The sequence below is a fragment of the Aquincola agrisoli genome (assembly GCF_036621135.1).
Lineage (GTDB): Bacteria > Pseudomonadota > Gammaproteobacteria > Burkholderiales > Burkholderiaceae_C > Aquincola > Aquincola agrisoli.
Genome location: NZ_JAZIBG010000041.1, coordinates 38,715 through 64,025, shown reverse-complemented (window position 1 = coordinate 64,025; position 25,311 = coordinate 38,715). Strand labels below are relative to the sequence as shown.

Genomic DNA, 25,311 nt, shown 5'->3' with positions numbered 1-25,311 from the left:
TCCGGATTCAGCGGATGACGGTCGACTGGCCGACGCGCACGCGGCCGGCGCCGCGGGGCGGCTCGGTGCGCGGGCTGCCGGCCGCGGGCAGGACGGTGGCCCGGCCCAGCGGCGCCGAGGCGTCGCCGAGCACCGGGGGGCGCGTGCGCAGGCCGATCACGGCATCGAGCCCGATCGACGACTGCACGCCGACGCGCATGCGCGGGTGCACGACGACGAGCCGGGCCTCGGCATGCGCCGGCACCTCGGCGGCGATGAAACGCGCGAGCGCCGCCTCGCGCCCCGGCGCGGCGATGCAGCCGGCCGGCACGAAGACCGAGAGCCGGTGCGCGTGCACGTGGAAGGGGTCGCGCAGCGGGTCCTGCATCGTCAGCAGCTGCGTGACGCCCAGGCGGGCGCCGCCGCTGCCGCCGCCGGCCTCCAGCGTGTGCCCGGCCTCGAGCCGGCTGCGGTTGACGATGCGGTCGCCCCAGAGCTTCGCGGCGTCGGACAGGCGGGCGTGCCCGGCCGCCATCCAGCGGCGCAGCCGGTAGTGCTCCAGCACCAGCCGGGGCGGCCGCCAGCGCGGCGCGGCATCGGCGCGGCGGCCGGTGGGGCAGGGCACGCAGCCGGCCGGCGCGGGCGCATGGCCGGCCCAGCGGTCGAGCCCCAGCAGCAGCGAGAGCGCGGCGGCCAGGCCCGCGGGCGTGCCGCGCCAGGCATACAGCCGCGGCGCCGACGCCAGCACCTGCCGCTGCCGCGCGAGCGGCCAGCCCGCGGGCAGCGCCACGCCGACCCAGGCCGCGAGCCAGCGCAGGAAGTCGTGGCGCGTGTCGACCTCGGGGGCCGCCGGGGCGGCCAGCGGATCGAAGAACCGGGCCTGCGTGTCGACCTGCGCCTCGATGTCGCGCAGCGTGCGGTCGAAGATCGCCAGCCAGCGGTCGCTGAACTCGGCGGCCACCGGGTCCGCGCCGAAGACGGCCGGCAGGTAGCGGCGCAGGCTGGTGCGCAGGCCGTCGACCTGCATGCGGTGCACCCGCGGCGTCGAGCGTGTGTCGCCCGCCAGCGCGAGCCGCAGCCAGCCGTGGCGGCCGGTGCAGTGGTGCAGCATCCAGTCCGCGCGCGCGCAGGCCAGGTCGGACTCGCCGCCCGGGCGCCGCCATTCGCCGGCCGGGTGCCAGCGCGACGGCTCGGCGAGTTCGGCGTCGGTCAGCAGCGCGTCGTCGGCGGCGAAGGCGATGTGCAGCCGCGTGCCGGCGGGCAGGCTCGCGAGCAGCTCGACGCGGTCCCAGGTGCCGCCGTCCTCGCCGCTGTCCAGCGGGCCCGACAGCCAGGTGCCGGCGGCCGGGTAGGCCGGCAGCGCGGGCGGCGGCGGCGCTGCCAGCGGCGCGCCGTCGGGGCCGACCCAGCGCGGCGCCGCCGCGGGCGGCTCGCACAGCGGGGCGATGTCGATCGAGCCGCCGGGATGGGTGGCGAAGGGCAGCGGCGCGAACCGGCGGGCGAGTTCGGCGGGCCGCTCGGCCGTGCCCACGACCGTCCCGGCGGCGACGTCGACCAGCAGCACGGCCGCCTCGCCGTCGCGCTGCACGCAGAGCCGGCCCTGGGCATCCACGGCCAGGGCGCGCACGGCGCCCAGCCCGCCGATGAAGCGCAGCGCACGGCCGCGCCGGCTGCACAGGTGCACCCCGCCCCGCGCGGCATCGGCCACCGCGACCAGGCCGCCGTGCTCGAGCGGCAGCGCATGCACCGGCGCCCACGGCGGCGCGCCCGGCGGCGAAGGCCAGGCGGCGCGCAGCGCGCCGTTCGACGCATCGAGCACGACGACACGCGCCAGCGGCGGCGCGGCCACGTACAGCAGGCCGCAGCCGGCGCCCAGCCCGGTGGCGCCGGCCGGCACCCGCAGGCCGTCGGGCTCGAGGCACGGCCAGGGCGCGAAGCGGCAGCCGCAGCGGTCCAGCCGCAGCAGCCGGCCGTGCGCGGCGTCGAGCAGCGCCAGCGTGCCGTCGGCCAGCCACGCGACGTGCCGCGGCGGCACGAGGCCGCCGAAGCTGCCGCCGGGCTCGGCGAGCAGGCGGCCGCTGCCGGGCAGGGCGGCCAGCGCGAGCGCGCCGTCCTCGGCCGACGGCGCGACGCCGCCGGTGAGGCCGGCGAGCGCGAGCGGCGCCCAGCCCAGGCGCGCATCGAGCACCCGCGTGCGCGGGTCGTGCGGCGCACGGGCCACCGGGGGCAGGTAGCGCGCGTTCATCGCTCGGCCACCATCGTGAGCTGGTGCGCGCCGCTGGCGAGCAGCACGCCGTCGTCCAGCGCCACATCGCTGCAGGCCGGCTGCTCGACGCCGTCGATCCACAGCCGCACATCGTTGACCCGGCGCACGCCCGGCAGCAGCAGCCGCTGCACCAGCGCCGAGTGGTAGATGTCGCCGCCGAAGGGCCAGCCCGCGCCGTCGTCGTCCGCCGTCGCGTCGTCGCCGCCGACCAGCGGGTGGAACCAGCGCTGCAGCGCCACCAGCGCCTGCTGCTTGACCGACGCGAGGTCGACGCCCGCGCGGCACGACAGGGTCGCCGCGACCACCACCTCGCGGTAGCGCGGCGCGACCACGTACAGCTCGGTGGTCAGGAGGCGCCGCGCGTCGAGTTCGGCGCACACGTCGCGCAGCAGCGCCTCGGTAGGCAGGGGCGCGGGGTCGGCCAGCGGATCGGCCTGCGCTGCCGGCGGCACCACGACGACGCTGACGACGCCCGGCACCTGCAGGCCCGGGAAGTCGGGATGCACCAGCGGCAGCGACTGCGCGCGCGCCGCGCCCGCCGCCTTCGCGTGCAGCTCGAAGTCTTCCGCGGTGACCGCGCGCTCGCGGCTCTTGAGCTGCTGCTGCGCCCGTTCCTCGGCGGCTTCGAGCGTTTCCTCGTCGGTGCCGCCGCCGGCGGGCTGCAGGTTCGCCACCGCGTCGGCATCGATGCCCGGCACCGAGGCGCGCAGCGCGTTGATGGCGCCGGCGGGCACGTTGCCGGCCGCGCCGCCGCCGAAGCGGTAGGCGAGCGCCAGCACGTTCGACGGCCGGTTGGGGTTGGCCATCGGCACCCTCAGCGCCGCGCCCCGGCCGAAGCGCACGTCCCCGGTGCTGCGGTCGAGCACGTAGTGGCGGTCCTCGGGGCCGGACGCGTAGAAGTCGTCCACCTCGGTCCAGGTCTCGAAGCCCGGGCCCTCGTCGACCTGCAGCACCAGGCTGCCGGCGAGCACCGGCGCATTGGCGAGGCGGTAGACCTGGTCGTCGAGCCCCGTGGCGCGGCCGAGGATCTCGCCGTCCACGCTCTGCGCCTGCCGCACCGCGACGGTGTTCGTGCGCACCGCGGCGAGCACCGGGCCGGTGGTGTACGCGCCGGCGGCGAGCCGCGCGCGCAGCCAGTAGCGCGCGCCGGCGGTGCCGCCCATCACGGCCGGCTCCGGCACGCCGGCCGGCGCCTGGGCCGTGGGCAGCTGCAGCCGCACGTGGCCGCTGCGCGTGAAGGCCAGCGTGCCGTCGTCGAGCAGGTCCAGCGGCACCCACTCGCTGCCGTTCCAGTGCTCCCAGGCCAGCGTCGCCGGCGCCCGCGGCGCGACGCTGCCGCCGGGCACCACCCGCGGGGCCCGGCCGCGGCCGCCCCGCGGCGGCTGCACGAAGAACGCGAGGTCGAGCACGCCGGCGGGGAAGGGCAGGTCGGACGTGAAGCCGAGCATCAGCGCAGCGCCGGCGCGCGGGGTGCGGCCGAAGGGCGCGAAGCCGGTCTCGGCATCGGCATTGGCGGCGCTGGCGTCGACCAGCTCGAAGCCGCTGTCGAGCAGCACGGCGTCCAGCGCGGCGGTGATCGCGACCAGCGGCGCCTCGGTCTCGAAGACCACCGGCGCGCCGCCGCCCGGCGGCTCGGCGGCGACCTGCGTGTGCAGCGGCACGATCACCGTCGGCTCGGGGAAGCCGGCCACGGTGCCGAAGCCGACCTCGGCCGAGGCCGCGCGTGCCGGCGACAGGCGCATGCCGATCAGCGCCAGGAACTTCACGCGGTTGAGCTGCGGCACCTGGCCCAGGCGGAAGAGCAGCATCTCGGCCAGCCAGGCCATCAGCTGCACCACGGCCATGCCGGGCTCGTTGTCGTTGAGGTCGGTCCATTCGGGCGTGTAGCGCGGGATGCGCGCACGCGCCTCGGCGACGAGGTCGGCGTGCCGGCGGTCGTCGATGACGGGCAGGTGGTCGGCGAGCGGCATCGTGCTCTCCCTTCAGGCCGCCTCGAGCAGGAAGAACGGGTAGACGAGGTTGCCCACCGCGTTGTTCGCGCGCAACCGGTAGTCGACGCGCAGCAGCAGCAGGTTCGGCTCGCCGGGGCTGGTGTCGGCGCGCACGTCGAGCACGTCGATGCGCGCCTCCAGCTGCGTCAGCGCGCGCCGCACCGCATCGACCGCCCGCGTGCGCGTGGCGGCGTTGTTCGGCGCATAGACGAGGTCGTGCACCGCGCAGCCAAAGCCGGGCAGCATCACGCGCTCGCCCGGGCGTGTCGACAGCACGAGGTGGATCGCGTCCTCCACCCGCGCCTCGCCGGCGGCGCTCGCGAGCCGGCCGGCGGCGTCGACCCGCAAGGGGAACGCCAGGCCGCAGCCGAGGAAGTCGTCGCGCATCTCAGCCTCCACCGGGGATCGCTTCCGCGACGGTCTGCAGCGTCGTCGCCAGCGTGCCCAGCACGTCGACGACGGCCTGCAGGCTCTCGAGCGAGCCGTCGCTCGCGAGCTGCGGCGTCTGGATCGGATCGACGCCGGCCAGCCCGAACAGCGGCTCGGCCAGCGACAGCAGCACGAGCAGCGGGTCGATCGCCGACATCGCGTGGTCGGCCGAGGCCTGCGCCTGCTGCTGCGCGCATTCGAGCGCGGCCAGCAGCGCCGTGTTGCCCTCGGCCTCGGCGGACCGGATCTGCAGCTGCAGGCCGGACATCACGTTGAGCGCGCTCTTGAGCGAGGCCACCACGCAGCGCAGCAGCTTGGCCAGCAGCAGCAGCAGGTCGCGCAGGAACAGCGGCACGCCGAGGAAGAACTTCGTGATGCACTCGACCAGCGGCGGCACGGCGTCGACGAACTTGGGCAGCGCCTGCCCGATCGCGACCAGGTCGGCCTTGCCGAGCGCGGTGATCAGCGTGACCAGCGGCTCCACCACGCGCAGCGCCTCGATCAGGCACTTCATGTTGGCGAGCACCGGCCCGATCTGCATCGCCAGCGAGAAGCTCAGCGAGCAGTCGTCGGGGATGCCCTTGGTGATGTCGTTGAAGGCCTGGATCGTCGCGCCGCCGAAGGGCAGCGTGATCGACACCTTGCCCGGCTTGGGCATCGGGATGCACACCGGCTGCGCGATCCGCGCCTTGACGTGCGGCGGCAGCGGGATCTCGAGCGTCTTGGTGGCCATCGTGTGCACCCCGCGTCAGATCGGCGGCCCCACCTGGCGCACCGGCCGGCCGAGGATCGTCACGGCCGGCGCGTCGATCGCGACCAGGCCGCGCGCGGTGATCGTGATGTGCGAGTTGGCGAAGACGATGGTGTTGCGGCTCGCGTCCTCGATCACGAGCTGGCCCTTGTCGCCGTCCTTCTCCGGCGCGTCGATGAAGCGGATGCAGTGCCCGTTCTGCGAGCGGAAGATGCGCTGGCGCGGGTCTTCCGAGGGCGGCTTGTGCTGGCGGTTCCACAGGAAGCCGATGACGTAGCCGTGGTCGAACTGCGCCTGGTCGAAGGCGACGATGACCTCGTCGCCCACCACCGGCATCACGAACCAGCCGCGCTCGGCGCCGGCCATCGGCGAGGCGACCGCGAGCCACTGGCGGCGCGGCTGCTCCTCCCAGGCCAGCTGCACCTGCACGCAGCCGAGGTGCTCGCCCTCGCCGACCGCGTGCACGCGCGCCACCGTGATCCCGCCGTTCTGCTGCTGTTGCATGGTGTGTCGCTCCTGTCAGATGCGCAGGCCGGTGTCAGGGTCCTCGCGCCGCGCGACGAAGCGCGTCAGGTAGCCCGCGGGGCCCAGGGTGTGCGTGGTCTCGGTGACGAAGTACTCGCCCGACAGCCGGGCGCCGATGCCCTCGATCAGCACCCGCGAGCCGGCGCGCAGCCGCGGCAGGCCGACCACGCTGCCGCTGAGCTTGACCAAGTCCTGCGCGCGGCCGAGCAGCAGGTCGCGTGCGAGCGCGCGCGCATCGTCCTTCGTGAACACCGGCTGCGTGACCACACGTTCCTCGCGCGGGTCGCAGCGCTCGACGATCTCGCGCAGCTTCGGGTTCAGGCGCTTGAGCTTGGGGTCGCTCCAGTCGGCGCTTTCGACGATCGGCTTCTGGCGGTGGCGATCCCAGCCGTGCACGGTGACCTTCTTCACCTGGTTGGCCGTCGTCAGCGTGACCTTGGCCTCCAGCAGCCCTGCGCCCCACTTGAGCCGGTAGGGCGCGGGGGCGCGGCTGCTGGGCCCGAAGTACAGGTGCTCGGTCTTGTGCTCGGCATCGGCCGGGCGCACCTCGACGACGTAGCCGCGCAGCCGCGCACGCCGCCACAGGAAGTCGATGTCGTACTCGTTCTTCTGCGCCACGTAGGGCAGGCGGGGCTCGTCCTTCACCACCGAGGGGTCGATGACCACCGGCATCGGGATGCGGCGCGCGTCGTTGCCCTGGCCGCGCCACTTCGGGTCGACCAGGCCGTCGAAGGTCTTCGCGATCTCGCTGTCGGTGAGCGCCTTCGCGTTTTTCGCGCCCGGCCACTGGCCGTCGTACTTCGCGCGGCGCATGCGGTGCAGGCGGTTGAGCCCGCGCACCGCCAGCGTCGAGGCCTGGCCGGGCGCGAAGTGCGGCTCCATCGTCACGAAGTTGCCCACCAGCATCGGCTGCAGCTCGTCGACGTAGCCCATCGCCAGCGTCACCGTCTTGCCGCAGGGCTCGAACAGCGTCTCCAGCTCGTGCAGGTCGGGGTCGGCGGCGCTGGCCGCGGTCTCCGAGCCGATGTAGCGGTGGCGGCGGCGCTCGCCGTCCCAGTTGGCGACGACCAGCTCGAAGCCGTCGATTTCCTCGATCTTGTCGCGGTAGGTCAGCTCCACGACGTCGCGCAGCACCCGCCGCGGCAGGCTGACGCCGTCGATGCGCAGCTCGAAGCGCGGCACGCGGAACTGCGCGCTGGCCTGCGATGCGGCCTTCAGCTCGACGAACTCGGTCGTGGCCATCGCCTCACTCCAGCGCCGGGATGGTCAGCAGCACGCCGGGGCGCAGGCGCCGCGGGTCCTCGATGCCGTTGGCCAGCGCCAGCTCGCGCCACAGGCCGGGCCGCTGCCAGTAGCGCTGCGCCAGCGCGGGCAGCGTCTGCGCCTCGGCCAGGCGATGGCGGTGCGTGCGGTCGGGCGACGAGAGGTTCAGCTCGTGCAGCTGCTCCTCCAGCGGGCGGTATTCGCGCAGCGTCAGCGTCACCGTCGCGCGCAGCGGCACGCCCTCGGGGCTGAAGAGCGTGAAGCGCTGGCGCACGTTCTCGGCCATGCCGGTGAAGCTGGTGCGCCGGTTGTTGCCCCAGGCGTCGTGCAGCCGGTTGCCGGAGAACTCGTCGTGCCAGAAGACGGTGACGATGGGCGGCGCATGCACCTCGGGCAGGATCTTGACGAGTTGGAACAGCTTGTCGGTCTGCGCGGTGACCGAGGTCGCGCCCAGGCCCATGCCCGACTCGGTGCTGTCGCAGAACAGCTCCAGCGTCAGCTTCTCGGCGTTGCCGCGGATGAACTGCGACAGCGGCGCGTCGAGCCCGGGCACCGCGATCTCGGCGAGCTGCACGCCCTTGTCGAAGGTCAGCTCGGTCGGGTTGAACGCGACGACGTGCTCTTCGTAGGCGTTGGGCCCGACCTGCACCATCAAGGTGAGTTTTGCCGGAATGGTCATGACGTCCCCCTCGTCACCCGGTCCAGCGGGCTGTCGTGCATCGACAGTTCGCGGCGCACGCGGCCCTCGTGTTCCAGCATCTCGCGCACCAGCGGCAGCAGCGCGCCGGCCAGCGCGCGCAGCATCGCGGCGTCCTGCCAGCCGCCGCCGTCCCAGGCCTGGACGTGGCTGGTGAGCTGGCCGATGCGCAGGTCGGTCTCGTCCATCAGAAGAGCCTCCGGACGGCGCCCGCCGCGCCGGCAACCGCGTTGGCCAGGGCCGCGGCGCCGCCGAGCGGCGTCAGCCCCTCGTGCACCAGCGTCAGCGACTCCATCGCGACCAGCGACTGCTGCGCGTTCAGCGACGGTCCGCTCCACTTGACGGGCAGCGCGCGGCGGAAGCTCCAGACCATGAACGGCCGGTGCTCCGCGTCGCGCAGCGTGATGACGCCGTCCTTGCGCCTGCCGATGCCCTGCGCGAAGCCGGCGCACCAGTCGTAGAGGTCGGTGCGCTTCGTCACGCCTTTCTTCAGCGTGATCTCCCCGTACTTCATGCGCTTGGGGAACTTCAGCACGAGGCCGTTGTTGCCGCCCTCGGGAAAGTCGTCGGTCTCCAGCTGCATCTCCAGGCCGCTGCATTCGGCGAAGCCGGCCAGCGGGTCGGCGACCAGCGGCGACAGCGCGACCGTCGTCAGCAGCCGGCCGGTGCCGGCCGCGGCATCGGTCAGCGAGAGCTGGAAGTTGCACCCGAGCACCGGGTCGACGCGGCCGGCCATTCAGGTCTCCCCGCTGCGGGCGTACAGCTCGAGCTGGCGCGTGCCCGCCTGGCGGCCCACACGCAGCACGATGAACTCGGCCGGCGCCGCCGGCGCGATGCCGACCTCGGCGACGAGCCGCCCGTGGTCGCGCTCCGCCGGCGGGTTCAGCGATTCGTCGCAGCGCGCGTAGAAGCTCGTCGCCTCGCTGTCGCCGGCGAACGCCCCCTGGGCGTGGAAGAGCCGCAGGATGGCGAGCAGCGTGGCCTCGATCTGCGCGCGCAGCGCGGCGTCGTGCGGCTCGGAGACCGTCCAGCGCAGCGCCACGTCGCAGGCCTTGCGGATCGTCAGGATCAGCCGCACGACGTTGATGAAGCGGTACGACGCGTCGTGCGAGAGCGTGCGCGCGCCGCAGAGCGCGGCGCCCGGTGCACGCTCGACGCGCAGCGTGTTGACGGCGGCCTCGTTCCACAGCGCGTGCGTGGGGTCGTCGACGGCGCGCGACAGGCCGACGACGTCGGCCAGCGTGCGGATCGCCGGCGCGCGCTGCACGCCTTCGGCGAGGTCGGTCGCGGCGATGACGCCCAGCACGTGGCCGCAGCCGGGCACCAGCCGCGTCGTGCCGCCCGGCCGCGGGTCGGCCACGCGCAGCCACGGCGCATACAACGCGGCGACCCGGCTGTCGAAGCGTGCGCGCCAGGCGATGGTGTCGCTGCGCGAGCGCTCGGGCAGCGCGAGCGGCTGCGGCACGCCGAGCAGCACGAAGCGGTCGCCGGCGGCCTCGGCGAGCGCGACCAGCGCCGACTGCACACGTGCCACATCCTCGTCGGCGAACGGGCCGGGCACCTCGCCGGCCACCGGCGCCAGCGGCGCGCGGCGCGGCGGTGCCGGTGGCGGGCAGCCGGTGCAGGGGTCGGGCGGCGGCGGTTCGGGCAGCCACCGGCCGGGCAGCGGTGCGGGCCGGATCAGCAGGTCGGGCATCGCGACCAGTGCGATCTCGTCGATCGCGGCCAGCGCACGCAGCCCGCGGGTCTTGCGGCGGCGGACGAAATCGCTGTCGGCGGGCGCGGCCTCCTCGCCGACGAACTCGTCGGCCAGCAGGTCGGCCAGGCCGTCGCTGCCGCCGGCGAGCGGCAGCGTCTGGCCGGGCACGACGGCCAGCGGCAGCGGCGGCTCGCCGGCATCGCCGAACGGCAGCGCGACGACCGGCGGCGGCGGCCGCGGCACGTCGGCCGTCCCCGTGCCGGCGGGCGCGGGCGGCAGGCGCAGCACCGCGCCGATCCAGCGCGGATGCCAGGGCACGGCGTGCAGGTCCGCATGGCTCGCGACGACCTCGCCGCGCTCGCGCACGACGAGCCCGTAGGCCACGCGCACGAGCCGCAGCGGCTGCGCCGGGTCGATGCCCGACAGTGCACGGTGGCCGGGCCGCCGCAGCGCGGCGTCGGGGTGGATCCAGTGCAGCGTGCGGGTGTCGGCGTCGAGCCGCGCGACCACCCGGTGCAGCACCACCGGGCCCTGCTCGATGCGCACCAGGTCGGCTTCGCCGAAACCCGCCACCGAGCCGGCCACCGTGGCGCGGCCGGCGTCGACGGCCCGGCCGGCGGTCACCACCGCGCCGGAGGCCAACCACTGCAGCGTGAGCGTGTTGCCCCAGCCGCCGGGCGACGAGGCGGCCAGGCGCAGCGCCGGCGTGCCGGCCGCGTCGGCGAGGTCCGCGGACGCGGCGCGGGCCGTGTTCGGCGCCTCGGTGCCGTCGTCGCCGAAGCCGCGGTGCGCGACGCGCACCACCCACAGCCGCCGGCCCCCGTTCTCGAAGAAGCCGCGGGCGGCCCAGGCGAGGTAGCCGCCCTCGACGAAGCCGCCGAAGTGGGCATGGAACTGGCGCATCGACTCCACCGGCAGCGGCGTGTCCAGCGGGCCGCGCTCGGCGATGCCGACGAGCGCGGCGACGTCGGTGCGCAGCACGACCGGCGGCACGCGCGCGGCGTCGCCGTGCTCGAGCGTCACGCCGGGGCGCAGCAGCGACTGCATGGCGGGCCTTGCGCGGTGGGGGTCAGGCGCCCTGCGACTCGAGTTCGAGCGTGAGGCCTTCGTGCACCACGTCCATTGCCTCGATCGCGACCTCGTTGCCCGCGGCCTTGAGCATCGGGCCGTCGATCTTGTTGATCCATGCGTTGACGAAGTTCCAGCGCATCACCGCCTCGCGCGCCTCGTTCAGCAGCACGATGCTGCCGTTGTAGCGCTCGTCGGCGCCGTTGGCGATGCGCGCGTACCACTGCCAGAGGCGGTCGTCGGGCGTGTAGCCGCGGCGCATCGTCAGGTTGCCGTTCTTGCGCAGGCCGGCGAGGCGGCGCACGTGGTTGAAGCGCTCGTTGCCCTCGCGGTACTCGACGACGTCGCCGTCGACGGCGATGCCGCTGACCTCGCTGAAGCCGACGACGGCCAGGCCGATGAAGTGCACCTCGAAGTTGAAGGTGCGCAGCGGGTCGATGCGGATCGTGGCCATGGCCGGCCCTCCTTCAGCGCTGTGCGTCGGCCGTCCACAGGCCGATGCGGAAGATGACGAACTCGGCCGGCTTGACCGGCGCGACGCCGATCACGCAGACGAGCCGGCCGTTGTCGATGTCGTCGCGGGTCATCGTCGTCTCGTCGCACTTGACGAAGAAGCCTTCCTCGGGCTTCGTGCCCTCGAGCGCGCCGTCGCGCCACTGCGTGGTCAGGAAGTCGGTGATCGCGCGGCGCAGCGCCGACCACAGCGGCGGGCCGTTGGGCTCGAACACCACCCATTGCGTGCCGCGCTCGATCGAGTCCTCGATGCGGATCAGCAGCCGCCGCACGTTGACGTACTTCAGTGCGCCGTCGCTGGTGATGCAGCGTGCGCCCCAGACGCGGATGGCGCGGTTCTGCGGCCGGAAGTCGCGGATGACGTTGATGTTGACCGGGTAGGGGTTGAGGATGTCCTGCTCCGCCTTGGTGAAGTAGCGCGACAGCCCGGTGATGCCGCGCACCACCTCGTTGGCCGGCGCCTTGTGCACGCCGCGCTCGTTGTCGCTGCGGGCGTAGATGCCGAGCACGTGGCCCGAGGGCGGCACCGGCAGCTGCCGCGCGACCGCGGCCGAGGCCGGGTACGGGTCGGGGATCAGCGGCCAGGGGTGGTACAGCGCCGCGTACGAGCTGTCGAACTGCTGGCGGTGGTTCTGCACGTCGACCAGCGTGTCGGCATGCGGCGCCGGGCCGTCGAGCACCGCGAAGCGGTAGCGCATCAGCTCGCAATGGTCGATGACCGCCTGCTGCAGCAGGGCGCCGGTCTGCCCCGGCACCGCGACGAGCGACACCGTGAGCAGGTTGCGCAGGGTCTGCAGGCCGGTGCGGCGCGTCGGCTCGTTGCTGTCGGCGCCGACGTACATCGCGTCATCCATCGCGGGCACCTGGTCGTCGCCGAGCGAGAGCGCCAGCCGCGCCGGCCGCACCAGGCCGGAGGGCAGGCGGTCCTCCAGCGGCTCGGGGCCCAGGCGGATCGCCTCCCGCGCCGCCGAAGGCGCCGGCGCCGCGAGGTCGCGCACCCGCACGTAGGCGGAGCCGCCCTCGCTGCGGCGGTCGGCGCGGCGCACCGGCTCGCCCGCGTCGTCGGTGTCGCTGCCGGGCGTGAAGGTGATGCCGACCAGGCGCTCGACGTAGCGGCTGTGCCGCGGGTCCATCGACACGTTGCGGAAGACCTCCTGGTCGAGCAGTTCGTCGTCGCGCGAGGGCGTCGTCGGATCGGGGCGCCGGCGCAGCATCACGAACAGCGCGAACTCGCGCGACTGCACGCGCACCCGATGGCCGAGCAGCGCCGCGGCGCCCACCGCGGCCATGTGCGCGGCGGCGAGCCCCGGCGCGTCGAGCAGCGCGAGGCGCGTCGCCCGGTCGACGCGCCGCACCTTCAGCAGGCCCGGCACGGCGCTGCCGTCGGGCTGGTGCATCTCCAGCACGGTGCCGGGCTCGACGCCGGTGATCGAGGTGAGCTGCAGCGACGAGAACATGCCGGGGCCGGGCGGGGGGTTGGCGTTCAACACCTCGGTGCTGGCGGCGAGGCCGGCGGCCTCGTCGCGCGCGCCGATCAGCAGGCGGTTGCCCCAGGCGCCGGGGTCGATCGCCTGGATGTCGAACAGCGGCTGGCGCTCCAGCACCGGCAGCCCGGCGGCATGGCTGAAGGCCAGCGGCGCGGCCAGCGTGATCTCGCGCGGGGCGGCGGCCGCGAAGGCGGCACCGGTGCGGGCATGGGCGCGGCTGCCGTCGGGCAGCGTGAGCCGCAGCACGTCGCCGGCCGCGAAGCCGGTGCCGTTGCTGACGAGCAGCGCCTGGGCGCCGGCGGGCGCGTCGAGCACGACGATGACGGCCTGGCGTGCCGGGTCGACCTGCACCACCTGGCGCCGCAGCGGGGTGCCGGCGGCGTGGGCGGACGCGAGCGGGCGTTCGAGCAGCACCGCGCCGGCGTCGGGCGCCGGGCCGCGCTCGCCGGGCAGCGCGCGCACGGCGACGACCTCGTCGGTGCCGAGGACCAGCACGTCGCCGGGTTCGAGGCCCTGGCGGTCATCGAGCGCGAGCGCCACCGCGCCGGGGCCGGCGGCGGCGGTCAGGGCCTTGGCGGCGAGGGTCACCGTGCCGACCGGCGCCCAGGGCAGGGCGCTGCGCAGCGTCACTTCGGCCGCGGCCGTGTCGATCGCATCGACGAAGCGCGTCTCGAACGCGACGCCGTCGCTGAAGGTCAGCGCCATGCCCGGCGCGAGGTGGCCCACGTCGTCGAGCTGGACGGTCTGGTTGCCCGGCTGGACGGCCACGACGCTGCGGTCGTCGGCCGCGAGCGTCACGCGCTGGCCCAGCGTGCCCGCGGCCGCGGCGGCCTGCAGCGGCGGCGACAACGGCAGCGTGGCGAGCTGGCCGATGGAGGCCGCCTCCTGGTTGTCGTTGCCGAGGTCGACGATGACGGCGTTGCTGCCGGTGGTGAAGGCGGCCGGCAGCGGGGAGACCGCCGGGTAGGCCAGCACGTCGCCGACGTTGGCGGGCACGGCCAGCGTGCTGGCGCTGCCGCCGGCGGTGTCGACGAAGATCGCCGCGGTGCCGGCCGGCACGTCGGTCTGCAGCGCACGGGCGAGCCAGACGCGTGTGGCCGTCGCGCTCTCGGCGGCGGCGCGGCGCACGAAGACGAAGTCGGCGACCCCGGCGGCGCCGACCTGCAGCAGCCGCCAGTTCGCGGCGGGCGAGCCGTCGGGCAGCAGCCCCGCGAGCGTGGCGACGTCGCCCGCTTCGAGCACCAGCTCGGCCGTTCCGGCGGCCGCGTCGCCGACGGTGGCGAAGGTGGCCTGACCCGCGGCGGGGAAGGCGGCGTCGTCGGCCGCGGGCGCGAGCGCGACGATCGCCGCGCCGGCCGCATGGCCCTGGCGCAGCGGCGAATCCAGCGCGACATGCCGCGCCGCGGCACCGATCGACTGCACCTGCAGGTATTCGCTGCGGCTGCCCTGGCCGATGCGCACGGTGTCGCCCACGGCGAAGTTGGCCGGGGCCAGCGCGTACAAGGCCGGCGGCGTCGCGGCGCTCGCGCTGCCCTGCTGCGCGGCGCGCAGCAGCACCGTGTCGCCCGGGGTGGCGGCGGCCGGGTCGGCGAACATCATCGTGCGGCGCGCGCCGGCGGCGCCCTCGGGCAGCACGCGGGTCACCCACAGGCGCTTGCCGCCGTTGGTGAAGAAGGCCTCGACGGCGTGCGGCAGGTGGTGGTGGGTGTGCCCGGCATCGGTGAACTCGGCCGCCGGCAGCGTGCCGCCGAACACCCGCGCGAACTCGCCATTGCTCGTCACCAGCTGCGGCGTGTGGAGCGGCCCGCGTTCGGTGACGCCGACGACGCCGGCGGTGCTGGTGCTGACGCCTTCGATCGGCTTGGGGCCGGCGACCTCCTCGACATAGACACCGGGGGACAGGTATTCGGCCATGGCGGGCTCCGTGGGTCTCGGTGGGGCGTCAGTCGAGCGCCAGCGCCAGCGCAGGCGCGGCGCGGTCGACGGCGAAGAGGGGCCGGGCGTCGGCGACCGCCGCGTGCCGGACGAGCAGCCGCACGAGCGCGATGCGGCCGAGCGGGGGCAGCGCGAAGTAGCCGTCGGCGTCGGTCGTCGCCTGCGGCAGCGCGGCCCGGCCGTACTCGGGGACGGCGGCGCCGTCGTCGATCTCGATCCAGGCGCCGTCGGCCATCGGCGGTGCGGCGGCGGTGAAGAGCGTGTCGTCGTGCGGCTGCGCATCGCGTGCCAGCACGGCCGTGCTGGCCGGCGGCTGCGGCACGGCGGCGGCGCAGCGCACGCCGTCGCGGTGCAGGCGCGCGGCGGGGTGGGCCAGCGTCACCCAGGCCGGCAGGTCGGGCGCGCTCACGGGCTCGACCGCGGCGATCGTGATCAGCTCGGTCGCCGCGGCGGCGTCGATGTCGATCGCCAGCAGCCCGCCGGCCGCGAGCCCGTCCGCGTCGGCGAGCCGCAGGCGCACGGCGCCGGGAACGAGCGGCGCCAGCAGCGCCTTGGCGGCCGGCTGCAGGACCACCGTGCGTTCGCGCAGCGCGGTGCCGGCGGCGCGCGGCGCGGCCAGCGGCGGTGCGACGGCGAACAGGTTCGGCGGCTCGGCCAGTGCCGGCGCGATCCAGAAGGGCGGCGGCGGGTGCGGCCAGATCGCATCGACCTCCACCGTCGCGCCCGCCAGCGGCAGCGGCTGCGGCGCGGTGTTGTGCATCACCCGCCCGGTGATGGCCACTGCCGGCCGGTGCAGCGCGACGTCGCCCAGGTCGACCGGCGCGAAGTCGGCCGGGAAGCCGGCGACGGGCCCGAGCATCACGCGCAGCGTGCGCGGCAGGTAGCCGGCGCCGCGCACCTCCAGCGTCAGTTCGGCCGCGGTGGCGGCCAGGCCGGGCAACACCCGCGCCGGCTGCGCGACCAGGCCGACGAGGCCGTCGGCGGCGGCGCGCACCGCGATGTCGGCCCGCGGCGTGCGCAGCGACAGCGGCACCGCGACCGGCTGGCCGTCGATGTCGTCGACCAGCCGGGCCCGCAGCAGCGCCCGCGTGCGCTCGCCGGGCAGGCCGCTGCGGTCGGGGCTGAAATGCCAGCCGCGGCCGTCGGCGCTGACGAGGCGCCCGGCCATCACGCCCCCTCGCGCCGCGCCACGCCGATCTCGCCGAGCAGCGAGTCGACGGGCACTGTCGGGACCGGATCGAGGCCGGCGTGCACCGGCACGACGCTGACCTCGTACGAGACGCAAAGCTGGTAGGGCACCTCCAGCGCGTCCCACACCCGCGTGATGTGGTCCAGCGGCAGCGGCTCCAGCCGCACGAAGAACTCGTGCGTGCTGCCCGCGAGGCCGTCGATCAGCAGGTGGCCGGCGAGCCGCGGCGCGTCGTGCAGCACCTGCAGCGCCTTGCCGAGGATGAGCTGCTCCAGGTCGCTCGCCTGCGTGCGCTGCACATGGTCGACCCGCGGCGTGAGCAGGTAGTGCAGGCGCAGCGGCAGCGGCCGCGACGGCAGCCGGTCGGGCGCGGTGCGGCGCACCGGCTGGTTGAGGGTGTCGGGATCGCGCTCGACGAGGTAGAGCCACAGCGAGATCCCTTCCTGCTCGCGCCCGGCGAATTCCTCCGGGTTGTGCAGGCCCACGACGAAGGTGCCGATGGCCTGGGGCGACGGGTCGAGCGGATCGAAGAAGGGGGACAGGTCGACGTCGTCGCGCAGCGCGCGCTCGAGCAGCGTGCGCAGGCTGTTGCTGCAATCCCGCAGGGCCGACTTCATCGTGCGGCTCCGTCACGGGGCGTCCTGCGGCCCGTACCACAGGCGCTCGCCGGAGGGCAGCGCACGCCACGCGAGCAGGCCTTCGCCGGCCAGGCGCTCGAGCGCGCTGTCGAGCACGTGCGGGGGCAGCGCCGGGAAGGTGCCGCCCAGCCACCACTCGGCGATGCCCTGCGCCGTGTCGGCCGCACGGGGGTGCTGCCGCAGATGGCCCCGGAGGGCCTCGCAGACGGCATCGACGAGGTCGGGGGCGGCAGGGGAAGGCGGGGCGCAGGGGTCATCGGCCATCAACGAAAAAGTGTTCGTGGCCGTCCTGCTCTGCCAGGACCGTGCCAGCGCGCGGCGCCACGCGGCCGCCGAGGGAGCGGCGTGCCGCGGGCGTTGCCGGGGCGGGGCGGCGGCGACCCGGGTGCGGGAGGGCTGCGCCGGCCGGCGCCGGGGTGGCGTGGGCGGGCGGGATGCAGCCCGGGGGCGGGGCGGCCGCGGCCCGGGCTACAGTGCCGCGCCGCCTTGCCGCTCCTGCCCCGTCCCATCTCCATGACCCTCGCCGACGTGCGTGCCGCGCTGGACGCCGAACTGGCGGCCACGCCCGAGTTCTACGACTTCAAGGTGCTGCGCACCGAGCGCGACGGCGCGCTGTGGCGTGTGACGCTCGAGCCGGGCTACGTCTACGCCGAAGGCCAGCGGCCGGGCCAGGCCTCGGCGCAGGCGCTGCTGGACGACAGCCTCGACGGGGCCTCGGCCTGGTGGGGCGCGCCGGCCAAGGGCGGCGCCAGCGTGCTGGCCGTGCTGCCCGAGGACGACCAGCTCGTACTGCAGAACGCCAGCGCGCCGCCGCCGGGCCCCGACCACCTGATCCGGCTCTATCCCACCCGCTTCCTGAAGTCCGTGGCCGACGCCTGGTGGGACACGCCCTGGGCCGAGCGCGCGGCGGCCTGCCTGCCCGACCTGTCGCGCCCGCAGCCGGTGGACGACGGCCCGGCGCTGAGCGGTGCGCCCTTCCGCTGGCTGCGCCCGGCGCAGCGCGCGGCGCTGTCGCTGGTGCGGCACAGCAGCGCCTTCCTCTGGGGCCCGCCCGGCACCGGCAAGACCACCACCCTGGGCGTGCTGCTGGCCGAGTACCTCGATGCCCGGCCCGAGGCGCGGGTGCTGCTGCTGTCCACCACCAACCAGGCGGTCGACCTGGCGACGATCGCGGTCGACAAGGCGCTGCAGAAGGGCCGGCGCGAGCGCTGGCGCGGCGGCGTGCAGCGGCTGGGCACCCGCTTCGACGCGGCGTCCTACGCCGGCCGCGAGCACCTGATCCCGAGCGACGACCAGGGCCTGATCGACCGGCTGGCCCGCGCCGAGGCGGCCCGTCCCTCGCCGCGCGATGCGGTGGCGCTGAAGGCCTGGGCCGACCGGGTGGCGGCGCTGCGCGACGCGCTGCGCGCCGCCTCGCTGCAGGTGCTGCGCCGCTGCCGGCTGGCGAGCATGACGACCACGCGTGCCGCCTTCACGCTGAAGACGCTGCGCGAACTGGCGCCCGACGGCGGGCCGCCCTTCGACCTGCTGGTCTTCGACGAGGCCAGCCAGGTGAGCCTGGCGCATGCGCTGGCGCTCATGCCGCTGGGGCGTGCGCGGCTGTTCGCCGGCGATCCGCAGCAGCTCTCCCCGGTGGTGCGTAGCACCGACCGGCTGGCCCGGCGCTGGCTGGGCCGCTCCGCCTTCGCCGAGCAGCCGCGCGGCGGGCCGTCGGTGGCGCTGCTGGACGAGCAGTCGCGCATGGCCGGGCCGATCTGCGAGCTGGTCAGCGACCTGTTCTACGACGGGGCGCTGCGGGTCGCCGACGATGCCCGGGCCTCGGCCGGCTGGCAGGCGGCGCGCGCGCGGGCGCTGGACGGCATCGGCGCCGCGACCCACGTGCACGTGCACCGGCTCGCGACGGACGGCGCCTGGTCGGCGGCGGAGCGCGGCCCGGTGCGCCGCGAGTCGGCCGAGGCCATCGCCGCGGCGGTGGCCGCCGCGCTGGCCGGCGGCGAGGACGGCCAGGCGCCCTGGCAGCCGCACGAGCTGATCGTGCTGACCCCGTTCCGTGCCCAGCGGGCGCGGATCCGCCAGCGGCTGCGCGCGCTTGGCGTGAGCGACGATGTACGTGTGAGCACCGTGCACCGCGCCCAGGGCAGCGAGGCGCCGGTGGTGCTGTTCGATCCGGTGGACGGCGCCCAGCCCTTCCTGCAGACCGAGGATGCGCGCCGGCTCGTCAACGTGGCGCTGAGCCGCGCGCAGGCCAAGGTGGTGGTCTACCTGTCGCCGGCCGACGCGGCCAACCCGCTGCTGGCGCCCCTGCTGCAGCGGCTGCGGCTGGCCGGCGATGCGCGAGCGGCCGTGCCGCTGCTGGAGCTGGCCCGGCAGCCCAACTTTCCCGCCAACGCCCTGGGCCGGCGCGTCAGCACCGGGCGGCACGTGGGGGAGGTGTCGCGCCTGGCGCCGGACGGCCGCCAGTTCTGGCTGGTCAACGAACGCACGGGCGCGGAGCAGTTGTTCGACGTGGGGTTCTGGCGGGCGCGGGCGGGGCGTTGAGAAGGCGGGGCGCCGCACCCAGGACGTGCGCTGCAGACGGCGCAAGCGCAGCCGAAGCGACGACAGGCACGCTCAGGGTTTCCTCGGGGCTGCGGACGCGGCGGTGCAGCCCCGGCAGTGCGCGCTGTCAGAGGGGTGGAAGGTTGGACGGCCATGAAAGTGCTCGAAGGCAAGAGGGTGCTCGTCACGGCCGGTGCGGCGGGCATCGGCCGCGCGATGGCGCTGGCGTTCTGCGATGCCGGCGCCCGGGTGGAGGTGTGCGGCATCGGCGGGCCCACGGCCCGGGTCGAGCAGATGGACTTCGATGCCTGGTAGGCGGTGCTGCGCCTCAACCTCACCGGCACCTTCGCCGTGCCGCGGCCAGCGGCCGCAGCGCCGAGGAGGAGCGGATGCTGGCGCTGGCCAACCAGTCGATGAAGGCCTTCACCACGGCCGAGCAGGTCGCTGCCACGGCCGTGTTCCTCGCGTCGGATGCCGCGCGTTCCATCTCGGGACAGGCGATCCCGGTCGACGGCGACTCGCAGAATGCCTCCTGAGCGGCGCGGCGCGATGGAAGCGGGGGGGCACTGACGCTTTTTATGCCTTTGAGGGCACGCTTCCAGCGTGATACTCCCCGCGATGGGGAGCCGCCTGGTCATCGTGCGTTGCACGCCCTGCTTTTGATGTCTCGAGAGGAACGGTCTGTGCAAGAGGAGTCCGCGTCGGTGGGGGTCGGTTATGCGCGGCATGCGGACGCGAAGACGGTCGCGCGCAGCGCCGCGCGGCAGGCGCGCGAGCAGCTCGGCGCGGACCGCAGGCCGGGCTGGGTGCTGGTCTTCGCGGGCGGGCAGCACGATGCCGCCGAGCTGCACCAGGGCCTGCAGCAGGAACTCGGCGCGCTGCCCGTCGTGGGCGGCTGCGGCGCGGGCGTGATCTCCGGCGAGGCCGCGGGCACCTCGGGCTACGAATGCGGCGTGATGCTGTTCCCGGACACGCTGGCACCGCAGGCCATCGTCGGCGTCGACGGCCTGGACCGCGACGAAGCCGAGGCCGGGCGCCGGCTCGGCGCCGAGCTGCGGGCGCTGGAGCTGAGCCCCGACACCACGCTGCTGCTCTTCTACGACTCCGTGCACAGCGCGCCGCCGCCGGTGCTGCACGTGGGCAGCCGGCTGCTGGACGGCCTCTACGAGGGCCTGGGGGACTGTGCGCCACAGGTCATCGGCGCCGGCACGCTGACCGACCTCGGCCTGTCGGGCAGCTACGTGTTCGACGGCCGCCGTGCCTGCCGGCACACTGCCGTGGCGGTCGTGCTGCCCCGGGCGCTGCAGGGCCACGTGGCGGTGATGCACGGCTGCACGCCGGCGAGCGACTTCCTCGAGATCACGCGCCTGGAAGGCCCGCGCGTGCTCGAGCTCGACGGCCGGCCGGCGCTGTCGGTGGTCGAGGAGCGGCTGGGCATCCCGCGCAGCGAGCTGATCGCGCGCCAGCCGCTGCCCTCGCTGACGCTGGGCGAGAAGCACAGCGACCCGTACGCCCCGTTCAACGAGAGCCAGTATGTCAACCGGCTGGTGATCGCGGTGGACCCTGCCGACGAGGCGCTGGTGCTGTTCGAGGCCGACTTCCACGCCGGCTCGCGGGTGCAGCTGATGTCGTACGAACCGTGGCGGATGATCGAGTCCGCCCAGGAGCAGACGCGTGGCCTGCTGGCCGGCCTGCCGCCGCAGGCGCCGGCCTTCGGGCTGTACATCGACTGCGCCGGCCGCTCGATGGCCTTCAGCGGCATGGAGGAGGACGAAGCCGCCCCGGTACGCCAGCAGGTGGGCGCCCTGTGCCCGTTCCTCGGCTTCTATTCCGGCGTGGAGATCGCACCCTTCCTGGGCCGCGCACGCCCGCTGGACTGGACGGGCGTGCTGGTCGTGTTCACCCACCGCCCCTAGCAGCGCCGCGATGCGTGACCCGGCCCGGGAGCTCGACTTCTACCGGCATCAGTGCGACGAGCTGGGGGGCCGGGTCTTGCGCCTGCAGGGCGAAGTCACGCAGGCGCGGCGCGATGCGCACCGCAGCCGCTCGCTCGCGCTCATCGTCCAGCAGCTGTACGGCTATGCGCACGACAGCGAGGCCTCGGGCGGCACGCTCGAAGAGGTCCTGCTGATGGCGATCGTCGACCGCCTGCAGGTGGATGCGGCCGGGCTGGCGCGCCGGCTGCCGGGCGGGCAGGCCTGCGAGGTGGTGCACGGGATCGGCCTGTCGGCGGGGCTGCGGCTGCCCGCGCCGCCGGCCGGCGCCGCCGCAGGCGGCGAGGGCCTCCTGGGCGCCGTCGGGCTGGCGGCCGGCCTGTGCGTGTCGGCGCCGCCTTCCCCCTGGGTGCTGCTGCTGGGCGACCGGCTGCCGCGCGGCGGGGCGCACCGGCTGGAGGCGGCGGACCAGGCGATCGTCGAGGCCGCGCTGAAGGTCTATGTCGGGCTGGTGGCGAGCATGGAGGCGCAGCGCACGCTGCGCGCCTCGGAGGCCAACTACCGCATGCTGTTCGAGGGCGCGCTCGACGCGATCCTCGTGCTCAAGGGCGACGACCTCACGCTGATCGACGCCAACCAGCCGGCGCTGGAGCTGTTCTCCTGCACGCTGGAGGAATTGGGCGCGCGGCCGGCCAACGCGTGGCTCGTGCCGGCCGACCCGGCGGTGTGGCGGCCCGTGTGGCGGGCGGCGCTCGCGGGTCGCTCGCGTCGCGTCGAGGCCCGGGTGCGCACCGCGACGGGCCGGCTGCTGTGGACCGAGATCCACCTGAAGCGCGTCGCGTCCAGCCACCGGCACCTGCTGGCCGTGGTGCGCGACATCTCCGACCGCAAGCGGGCCGACGATGCGCTCAAGCGCATCCAGGAGCGCCTGGACCTGGCTCTGGAAGGCGCCGAGATCGGCCTGTACGACTTCAACCTGCTGTCGGGCGAGGTGGTGGTCGACGAGCGCTACCAGCGCATGCTGGGCGGCGGCGACTGGCCGATGCCGATGACCAAGGACCAGTGGCTCGAACGCATCCATCCCGAGGACCGGCAGACCGTCATGCGCATCGGCGACGAGACGCGCAGCGGCCGCCGCCTGAAGATCGAGATGGAGTACCGCATGCGCCACCAGTCCGGCGACTGGATCTGGGTGCTCGACCGCGGCAAGGGCTTCGATTGGGATGCCAACGGCCACCCGCGCCGGGCCGCCGGCACCTGCGTCGACATCACCGAGCGCAAGATCAACGAGGCGTCGATCCACCGCCTGGCGTTCTTCGACCCGCTGACCGACCTGCCTAACCGGCGGCTGTTCCTCGACCGGCTGGCCAACGCGCAGGCCTCGGCGCAGCGGGGCGGCTACCACGGGGCGGTGCTGTTCGTCGACCTCGACCACTTCAAGCACATCAACGATGCACGGGGGCACGAGGCCGGCGACCACCTGCTGCAGGAGGCCGCCGCGCGGCTGCTGCCGCTGCTGCGTGCGGAGGACACGGTGTCGCGCTTCGGCGGCGACGAGTTCGTGATCCTGCTGGTCAACCTCACCCGCTCGGGCGCCGAGGCGCCGCAGTTCGCGCACATGGTGGCCGAGAAGGTGCGGCAGGCGCTCAGCGAGCCGTTCCGCCTGCCGGAGGGCGAGTTCGTCATCGGCGCGAGCATCGGGGTAACGCTGTTCACCGGCACCGCGATCAGCGTGCACGACATCCTGCGCGAGGCCGACACCGCGCTCTACCGGGCCAAGGCCAGCGGGCGCAACTGCGTGCGCTACTTCGAGCCCTCGATGCACGCGGCGGTGGCCGCGCGCTTCGACCTGGAGGTCGAGCTGCGCCATGCGGTGGACCGGCAGCACCTGCGCGTCTTCCTGCAGCCGCAGGTGGATTCGCTGGGCTACATCGTGGGCGCGGAGGCGCTGCTGCGCTGGGACCATCCCAGCCGGGGCCTGATCTCGCCGGCGGCCTTCATCCCGCTCGCCGAGGAAACCGGGCTCATCGTGGCGATCGGCCAGTGGGTGATGCAGGAGGCCTGCCGGCTGCTGGCGCGCCTGGTCGCCGCGGGGCGGGTGATGCGGATGTCGGTCAACGTCAGCCCGCGGCAGTTCCAGCAGGCGGACTTCGTCGACGGGGTGCGCAATGCGCTGGCGGCCACCGGCGTCGAGCCGTCGCTGCTGGTGCTGGAGATCACCGAGGGGCTGATCATCGACGACACCCAGGGCACGGTGGTCAAGATGAAGGAGCTGAAGTCGCTGGGCGTGCAGATCTCGATCGACGATTTCGGCACCGGGTATTCGTCGCTCTCGTACCTCAAGCGCCTGCCGATCGACGAGCTGAAGATCGACCGCAGCTTCGTGCGCGATGCACTGCGGGACTCGAACGACGCGGCGCTGATCGAGGCGATGCTGGCCGTGAGCCGGCACCTGGGGCTGATCGTGGTGGCCGAGGGCGTCGAGACGCTGGGGCAGCACAAGTTCCTGAAGGCACGCGGCTGCAACTGCTACCAGGGCTACTTCTACGGCATGCCTGTGCCGGCGGAGGAATTCATCGACGAGATGCTGCGGCGGGGCGGCCTGCCGATCGCCGACTGCGCGCGGGTGACGGAAAGCAGCTCCCGGCTCTGAGCACCGCGCCGGCGGGCCGTCAGTGCACGGGGTCGTGCTCGGCGGTCGTGCCGGTGGCCGGGCCGGCCTCTACGCCGTGCGCCCCGGCGGTGCAGGCGGCGGCGGGCGTCGAGGGGGCCGGGACACCCTCCGGCCGTACGCAGTTGCGGCCCTGCGCCTTCGCGGTGTAGAGCGCCTGGTCGGCGCGTTCGTACACCGACTCCCAGGCCTCCCCGTCCACGTCCGCGACGGCCCACCCGACGCTGACGGTGACGCCCTGGTCCGTGCCCAGCACGGGCGTGGCGGCGGTCGCGCGGCGCAGGCGCTCGGCCACCGTGGCGGCGTTGGCCGCGCTGGTCTCGGGCAGCAGCACGCAGAACTCCTCGCCGCCCAGGCGGCCCAGCACGTCCTGGTCGCGCAGCGCCGCCTGCCAGCGCGAGGCGCACACCCGCAGCACCAGGTCGCCGCCGGAGTGGCCGTACCGGTCGTTGATGTGCTTGAAGTGGTCGATGTCGAGCGCGAGCACGGCGGCCGTGGCGCCGCGGCGCTTCGCCCGGTCCAGCTCGCCGCGTGCCGTCTCGATGAAGGCGCGGCGGTTCACGACGCCGGTCAGTTCGTCGGTGGCGGCCAGGCGGCGCAGGTGGTGCTGCGCCGCCTCCATCGCGCGCCGCGAGCTTTGGGCGCGGAGCAGGAAGGCCGTGACGCCGAGCACCACCAGGCTCAGCAGCCCGCTGAGCACCAGCACGATGCGCAGGCGCGCGTAGTAGGCACCGAAGATCTCGTCCAGGCCGCGGGTGACCAGCACCGTGACCGGGAAGTCGTCGAGGCGCTCGTAGCTCACGAGGCGGGCGACGCCGTCGGTGGCCCCGCCGTCCGATACATAGGCGCCGCGAGCCTGCCGGCCGTAGTGCGCGTTGAACTGGGGCGTGTGGGACAGGTCCAGGCCGAGGTAGGCCGGGACCAGCGGGGCCCGCGACAGCAGGATGCCGTCGGTGCGCATCAACACGATCGAGCCGCCGTCCTTGAAGCGGATCCGCTCGTGCTCGGCGGCCATGCGCTCGATGTCGACCGCGGCGAAGACGACGGCCATGCGCGGCCCGGGCAGGTGGTCCGCGGCGGGGTGCGGGGGCGCGGTCAGCGCCCGCGACACCGGCACGTCCCGGCGCTGCGTGACGCGGCTCGTGACGGGGGCGCCCACGTGCAGGCCGTCGGCCGACAGGCCCTGGCCGAGGGTGTGCGCCGTGACGTAGCTGCGATCGGCGACGTTCGCCCGCGGCCGGCCGTCGGGGGAGGGCAGGTAGTGGAGGCCGCCCGCTTCGTCGACCAGCCGCAGGTCCATCGCGCCGCGCGATGCACGGCGCATCTCGTCGACCAGCGTCATCAGCCGCGGATCCCGCAAGGGGTCGGCGGTGGGGTGCGTCTGCAGCCAGAGGTCGATCGTGCGCAGGTCGCTGTCGATGGTGCGCAGCACGCCGGCCGACTGCTCGGCGACGGCGCCGGCCATCAGCGCCAGCTCGGCGCTGCGGTCCGCCAGCAGGTGCCGCTTCTGTTCCGCGATGAACCAGAGCGACACCGCCCAGGACCAGGTCAGCAGCGCCAGGATCACCAGCAGCATGCCGTGCCGCTGCAAGCGGGCGAGCAGCCGCGCCGCGGCGCGGCGCGCGGACGGTACGGAGGGCATGCTCGGGAGGGGAATCGCCACGGAACGACGTGCGATGGACTTCGACTTCCCCCGTATCGGCATCTTCCCTGGGCGGGCGCAGGGGGGGATTTGCCC

General features: G+C 74.7%; 21 protein-coding genes. 5 read left to right on the top strand and 16 right to left on the bottom strand.

Annotation, left to right across the window (positions count from 1 at the left end):
* Positions 1-7: 7 nt before the first annotated feature.
* The 15 genes from V4F39_RS20770 to V4F39_RS20700 are packed head-to-tail and all read right to left on the bottom strand — an operon-like array spanning position 8 to position 16,694.
* Positions 8-2,224 carry a phage tail protein gene (locus tag V4F39_RS20770; protein ID WP_332291834.1) on the bottom strand — a complete coding sequence of 739 codons (2,217 nt, stop codon included), beginning with the start codon at positions 2,222-2,224 and terminating at the stop codon, positions 8-10.
* Positions 2,221-4,215 carry a putative baseplate assembly protein gene (locus V4F39_RS20765; RefSeq protein ID WP_332291832.1) on the bottom strand — a complete coding sequence of 665 codons (1,995 nt, stop codon included), beginning with the start codon at positions 4,213-4,215 and terminating at the stop codon, positions 2,221-2,223. Before V4F39_RS20765 ends, V4F39_RS20770 begins: the two co-directional genes overlap by 4 nt.
* Before the next feature lie 12 nt (positions 4,216-4,227).
* The gene (locus V4F39_RS20760; protein ID WP_332291830.1) at positions 4,228-4,623 is read right to left on the bottom strand and encodes a GPW/gp25 family protein; all 396 of its coding nucleotides are present in this window, start codon (positions 4,621-4,623) and stop codon (positions 4,228-4,230) included.
* A 1-nt stretch (position 4,624) separates the two neighbouring features.
* Positions 4,625-5,398, bottom strand: a complete 774-nt coding sequence (locus V4F39_RS20755; RefSeq protein ID WP_332291829.1) for a hypothetical protein — start codon at positions 5,396-5,398, stop codon at positions 4,625-4,627.
* A 15-nt stretch (positions 5,399-5,413) separates the two neighbouring features.
* Complete coding sequence (locus V4F39_RS20750; protein WP_332291827.1) at positions 5,414-5,920, bottom strand: phage baseplate assembly protein V; 507 nt, start codon at positions 5,918-5,920, stop codon at positions 5,414-5,416.
* 15 nt (positions 5,921-5,935) lie between these two features.
* Positions 5,936-7,183 (bottom strand): phage late control D family protein, encoded by a 1,248-nt coding sequence (locus V4F39_RS20745; RefSeq protein ID WP_332291825.1) that lies wholly within the window; start codon positions 7,181-7,183, stop codon positions 5,936-5,938.
* Between the two features lie 4 nt (positions 7,184-7,187).
* Positions 7,188-7,883, bottom strand: a complete 696-nt coding sequence (locus V4F39_RS20740; RefSeq protein WP_332291824.1) for a CIS tube protein — start codon at positions 7,881-7,883, stop codon at positions 7,188-7,190.
* Positions 7,880-8,089 carry a hypothetical protein gene (locus tag V4F39_RS20735; RefSeq protein ID WP_332291823.1) on the bottom strand — a complete coding sequence of 70 codons (210 nt, stop codon included), beginning with the start codon at positions 8,087-8,089 and terminating at the stop codon, positions 7,880-7,882. The genes V4F39_RS20740 and V4F39_RS20735 overlap by 4 nt, the downstream gene beginning before the upstream one ends.
* Positions 8,089-8,637 (bottom strand): phage tail protein, encoded by a 549-nt coding sequence (locus V4F39_RS20730; RefSeq protein WP_332291821.1) that lies wholly within the window; start codon positions 8,635-8,637, stop codon positions 8,089-8,091. Before V4F39_RS20730 ends, V4F39_RS20735 begins: the two co-directional genes overlap by 1 nt.
* Positions 8,638-10,647 carry a phage tail sheath family protein gene (locus tag V4F39_RS20725; RefSeq protein ID WP_332291820.1) on the bottom strand — a complete coding sequence of 670 codons (2,010 nt, stop codon included), beginning with the start codon at positions 10,645-10,647 and terminating at the stop codon, positions 8,638-8,640. It abuts the gene before it with no gap.
* A gap of 22 nt (positions 10,648-10,669) precedes the next feature.
* A complete protein-coding gene (locus tag V4F39_RS20720; protein WP_332291819.1) occupies positions 10,670-11,122 on the bottom strand; it encodes a phage tail protein in 453 nt (150 codons plus the stop codon).
* 13 nt (positions 11,123-11,135) lie between these two features.
* Entirely contained in the window at positions 11,136-14,582 is a 3,447-nt protein-coding gene (locus tag V4F39_RS20715) for a phage tail sheath C-terminal domain-containing protein (RefSeq protein ID WP_332291818.1), read from the bottom strand.
* A gap of 28 nt (positions 14,583-14,610) precedes the next feature.
* Entirely contained in the window at positions 14,611-15,771 is a 1,161-nt protein-coding gene (locus V4F39_RS20710; RefSeq protein WP_332291816.1) for a hypothetical protein, read from the bottom strand.
* Entirely contained in the window at positions 15,771-16,409 is a 639-nt protein-coding gene (locus V4F39_RS20705) for a Pvc16 family protein (protein WP_332291815.1), read from the bottom strand. Before V4F39_RS20705 ends, V4F39_RS20710 begins: the two co-directional genes overlap by 1 nt.
* A gap of 12 nt (positions 16,410-16,421) precedes the next feature.
* Positions 16,422-16,694 (bottom strand): hypothetical protein, encoded by a 273-nt coding sequence (locus tag V4F39_RS20700; protein ID WP_332291813.1) that lies wholly within the window; start codon positions 16,692-16,694, stop codon positions 16,422-16,424.
* A 249-nt stretch (positions 16,695-16,943) separates the two neighbouring features.
* Between V4F39_RS20700 and V4F39_RS20695 the strand changes: the two genes are divergently transcribed.
* From V4F39_RS20695 to V4F39_RS20675, 5 genes are all read left to right on the top strand, one after another.
* Positions 16,944-18,968: an AAA domain-containing protein gene (locus V4F39_RS20695; RefSeq protein WP_332291811.1), complete on the top strand. Its 2,025-nt coding sequence runs from the start codon at positions 16,944-16,946 to the stop codon at positions 18,966-18,968.
* A gap of 153 nt (positions 18,969-19,121) precedes the next feature.
* Entirely contained in the window at positions 19,122-19,283 is a 162-nt protein-coding gene (locus V4F39_RS20690; protein ID WP_332291809.1) for a hypothetical protein, read from the top strand.
* A 74-nt stretch (positions 19,284-19,357) separates the two neighbouring features.
* Complete coding sequence (locus V4F39_RS20685) at positions 19,358-19,504, top strand: SDR family oxidoreductase (protein WP_332291808.1); 147 nt, start codon at positions 19,358-19,360, stop codon at positions 19,502-19,504.
* A 147-nt stretch (positions 19,505-19,651) separates the two neighbouring features.
* Positions 19,652-20,884 (top strand): FIST signal transduction protein, encoded by a 1,233-nt coding sequence (locus V4F39_RS20680; RefSeq protein WP_332291807.1) that lies wholly within the window; start codon positions 19,652-19,654, stop codon positions 20,882-20,884.
* Between the two features lie 10 nt (positions 20,885-20,894).
* Complete coding sequence (locus V4F39_RS20675; RefSeq protein WP_332291806.1) at positions 20,895-23,555, top strand: putative bifunctional diguanylate cyclase/phosphodiesterase; 2,661 nt, start codon at positions 20,895-20,897, stop codon at positions 23,553-23,555.
* Positions 23,556-23,574: 19 nt separating this feature from the next.
* Here V4F39_RS20675 and V4F39_RS20670 read toward each other — a convergent pair whose 3' ends face one another.
* On the bottom strand, positions 23,575-25,215 hold the full coding sequence (locus V4F39_RS20670) for a GGDEF domain-containing protein (RefSeq protein ID WP_332291805.1): 1,641 nt from the start codon (positions 25,213-25,215) through the stop codon (positions 23,575-23,577).
* Positions 25,216-25,311: the final 96 nt, after the last annotated feature.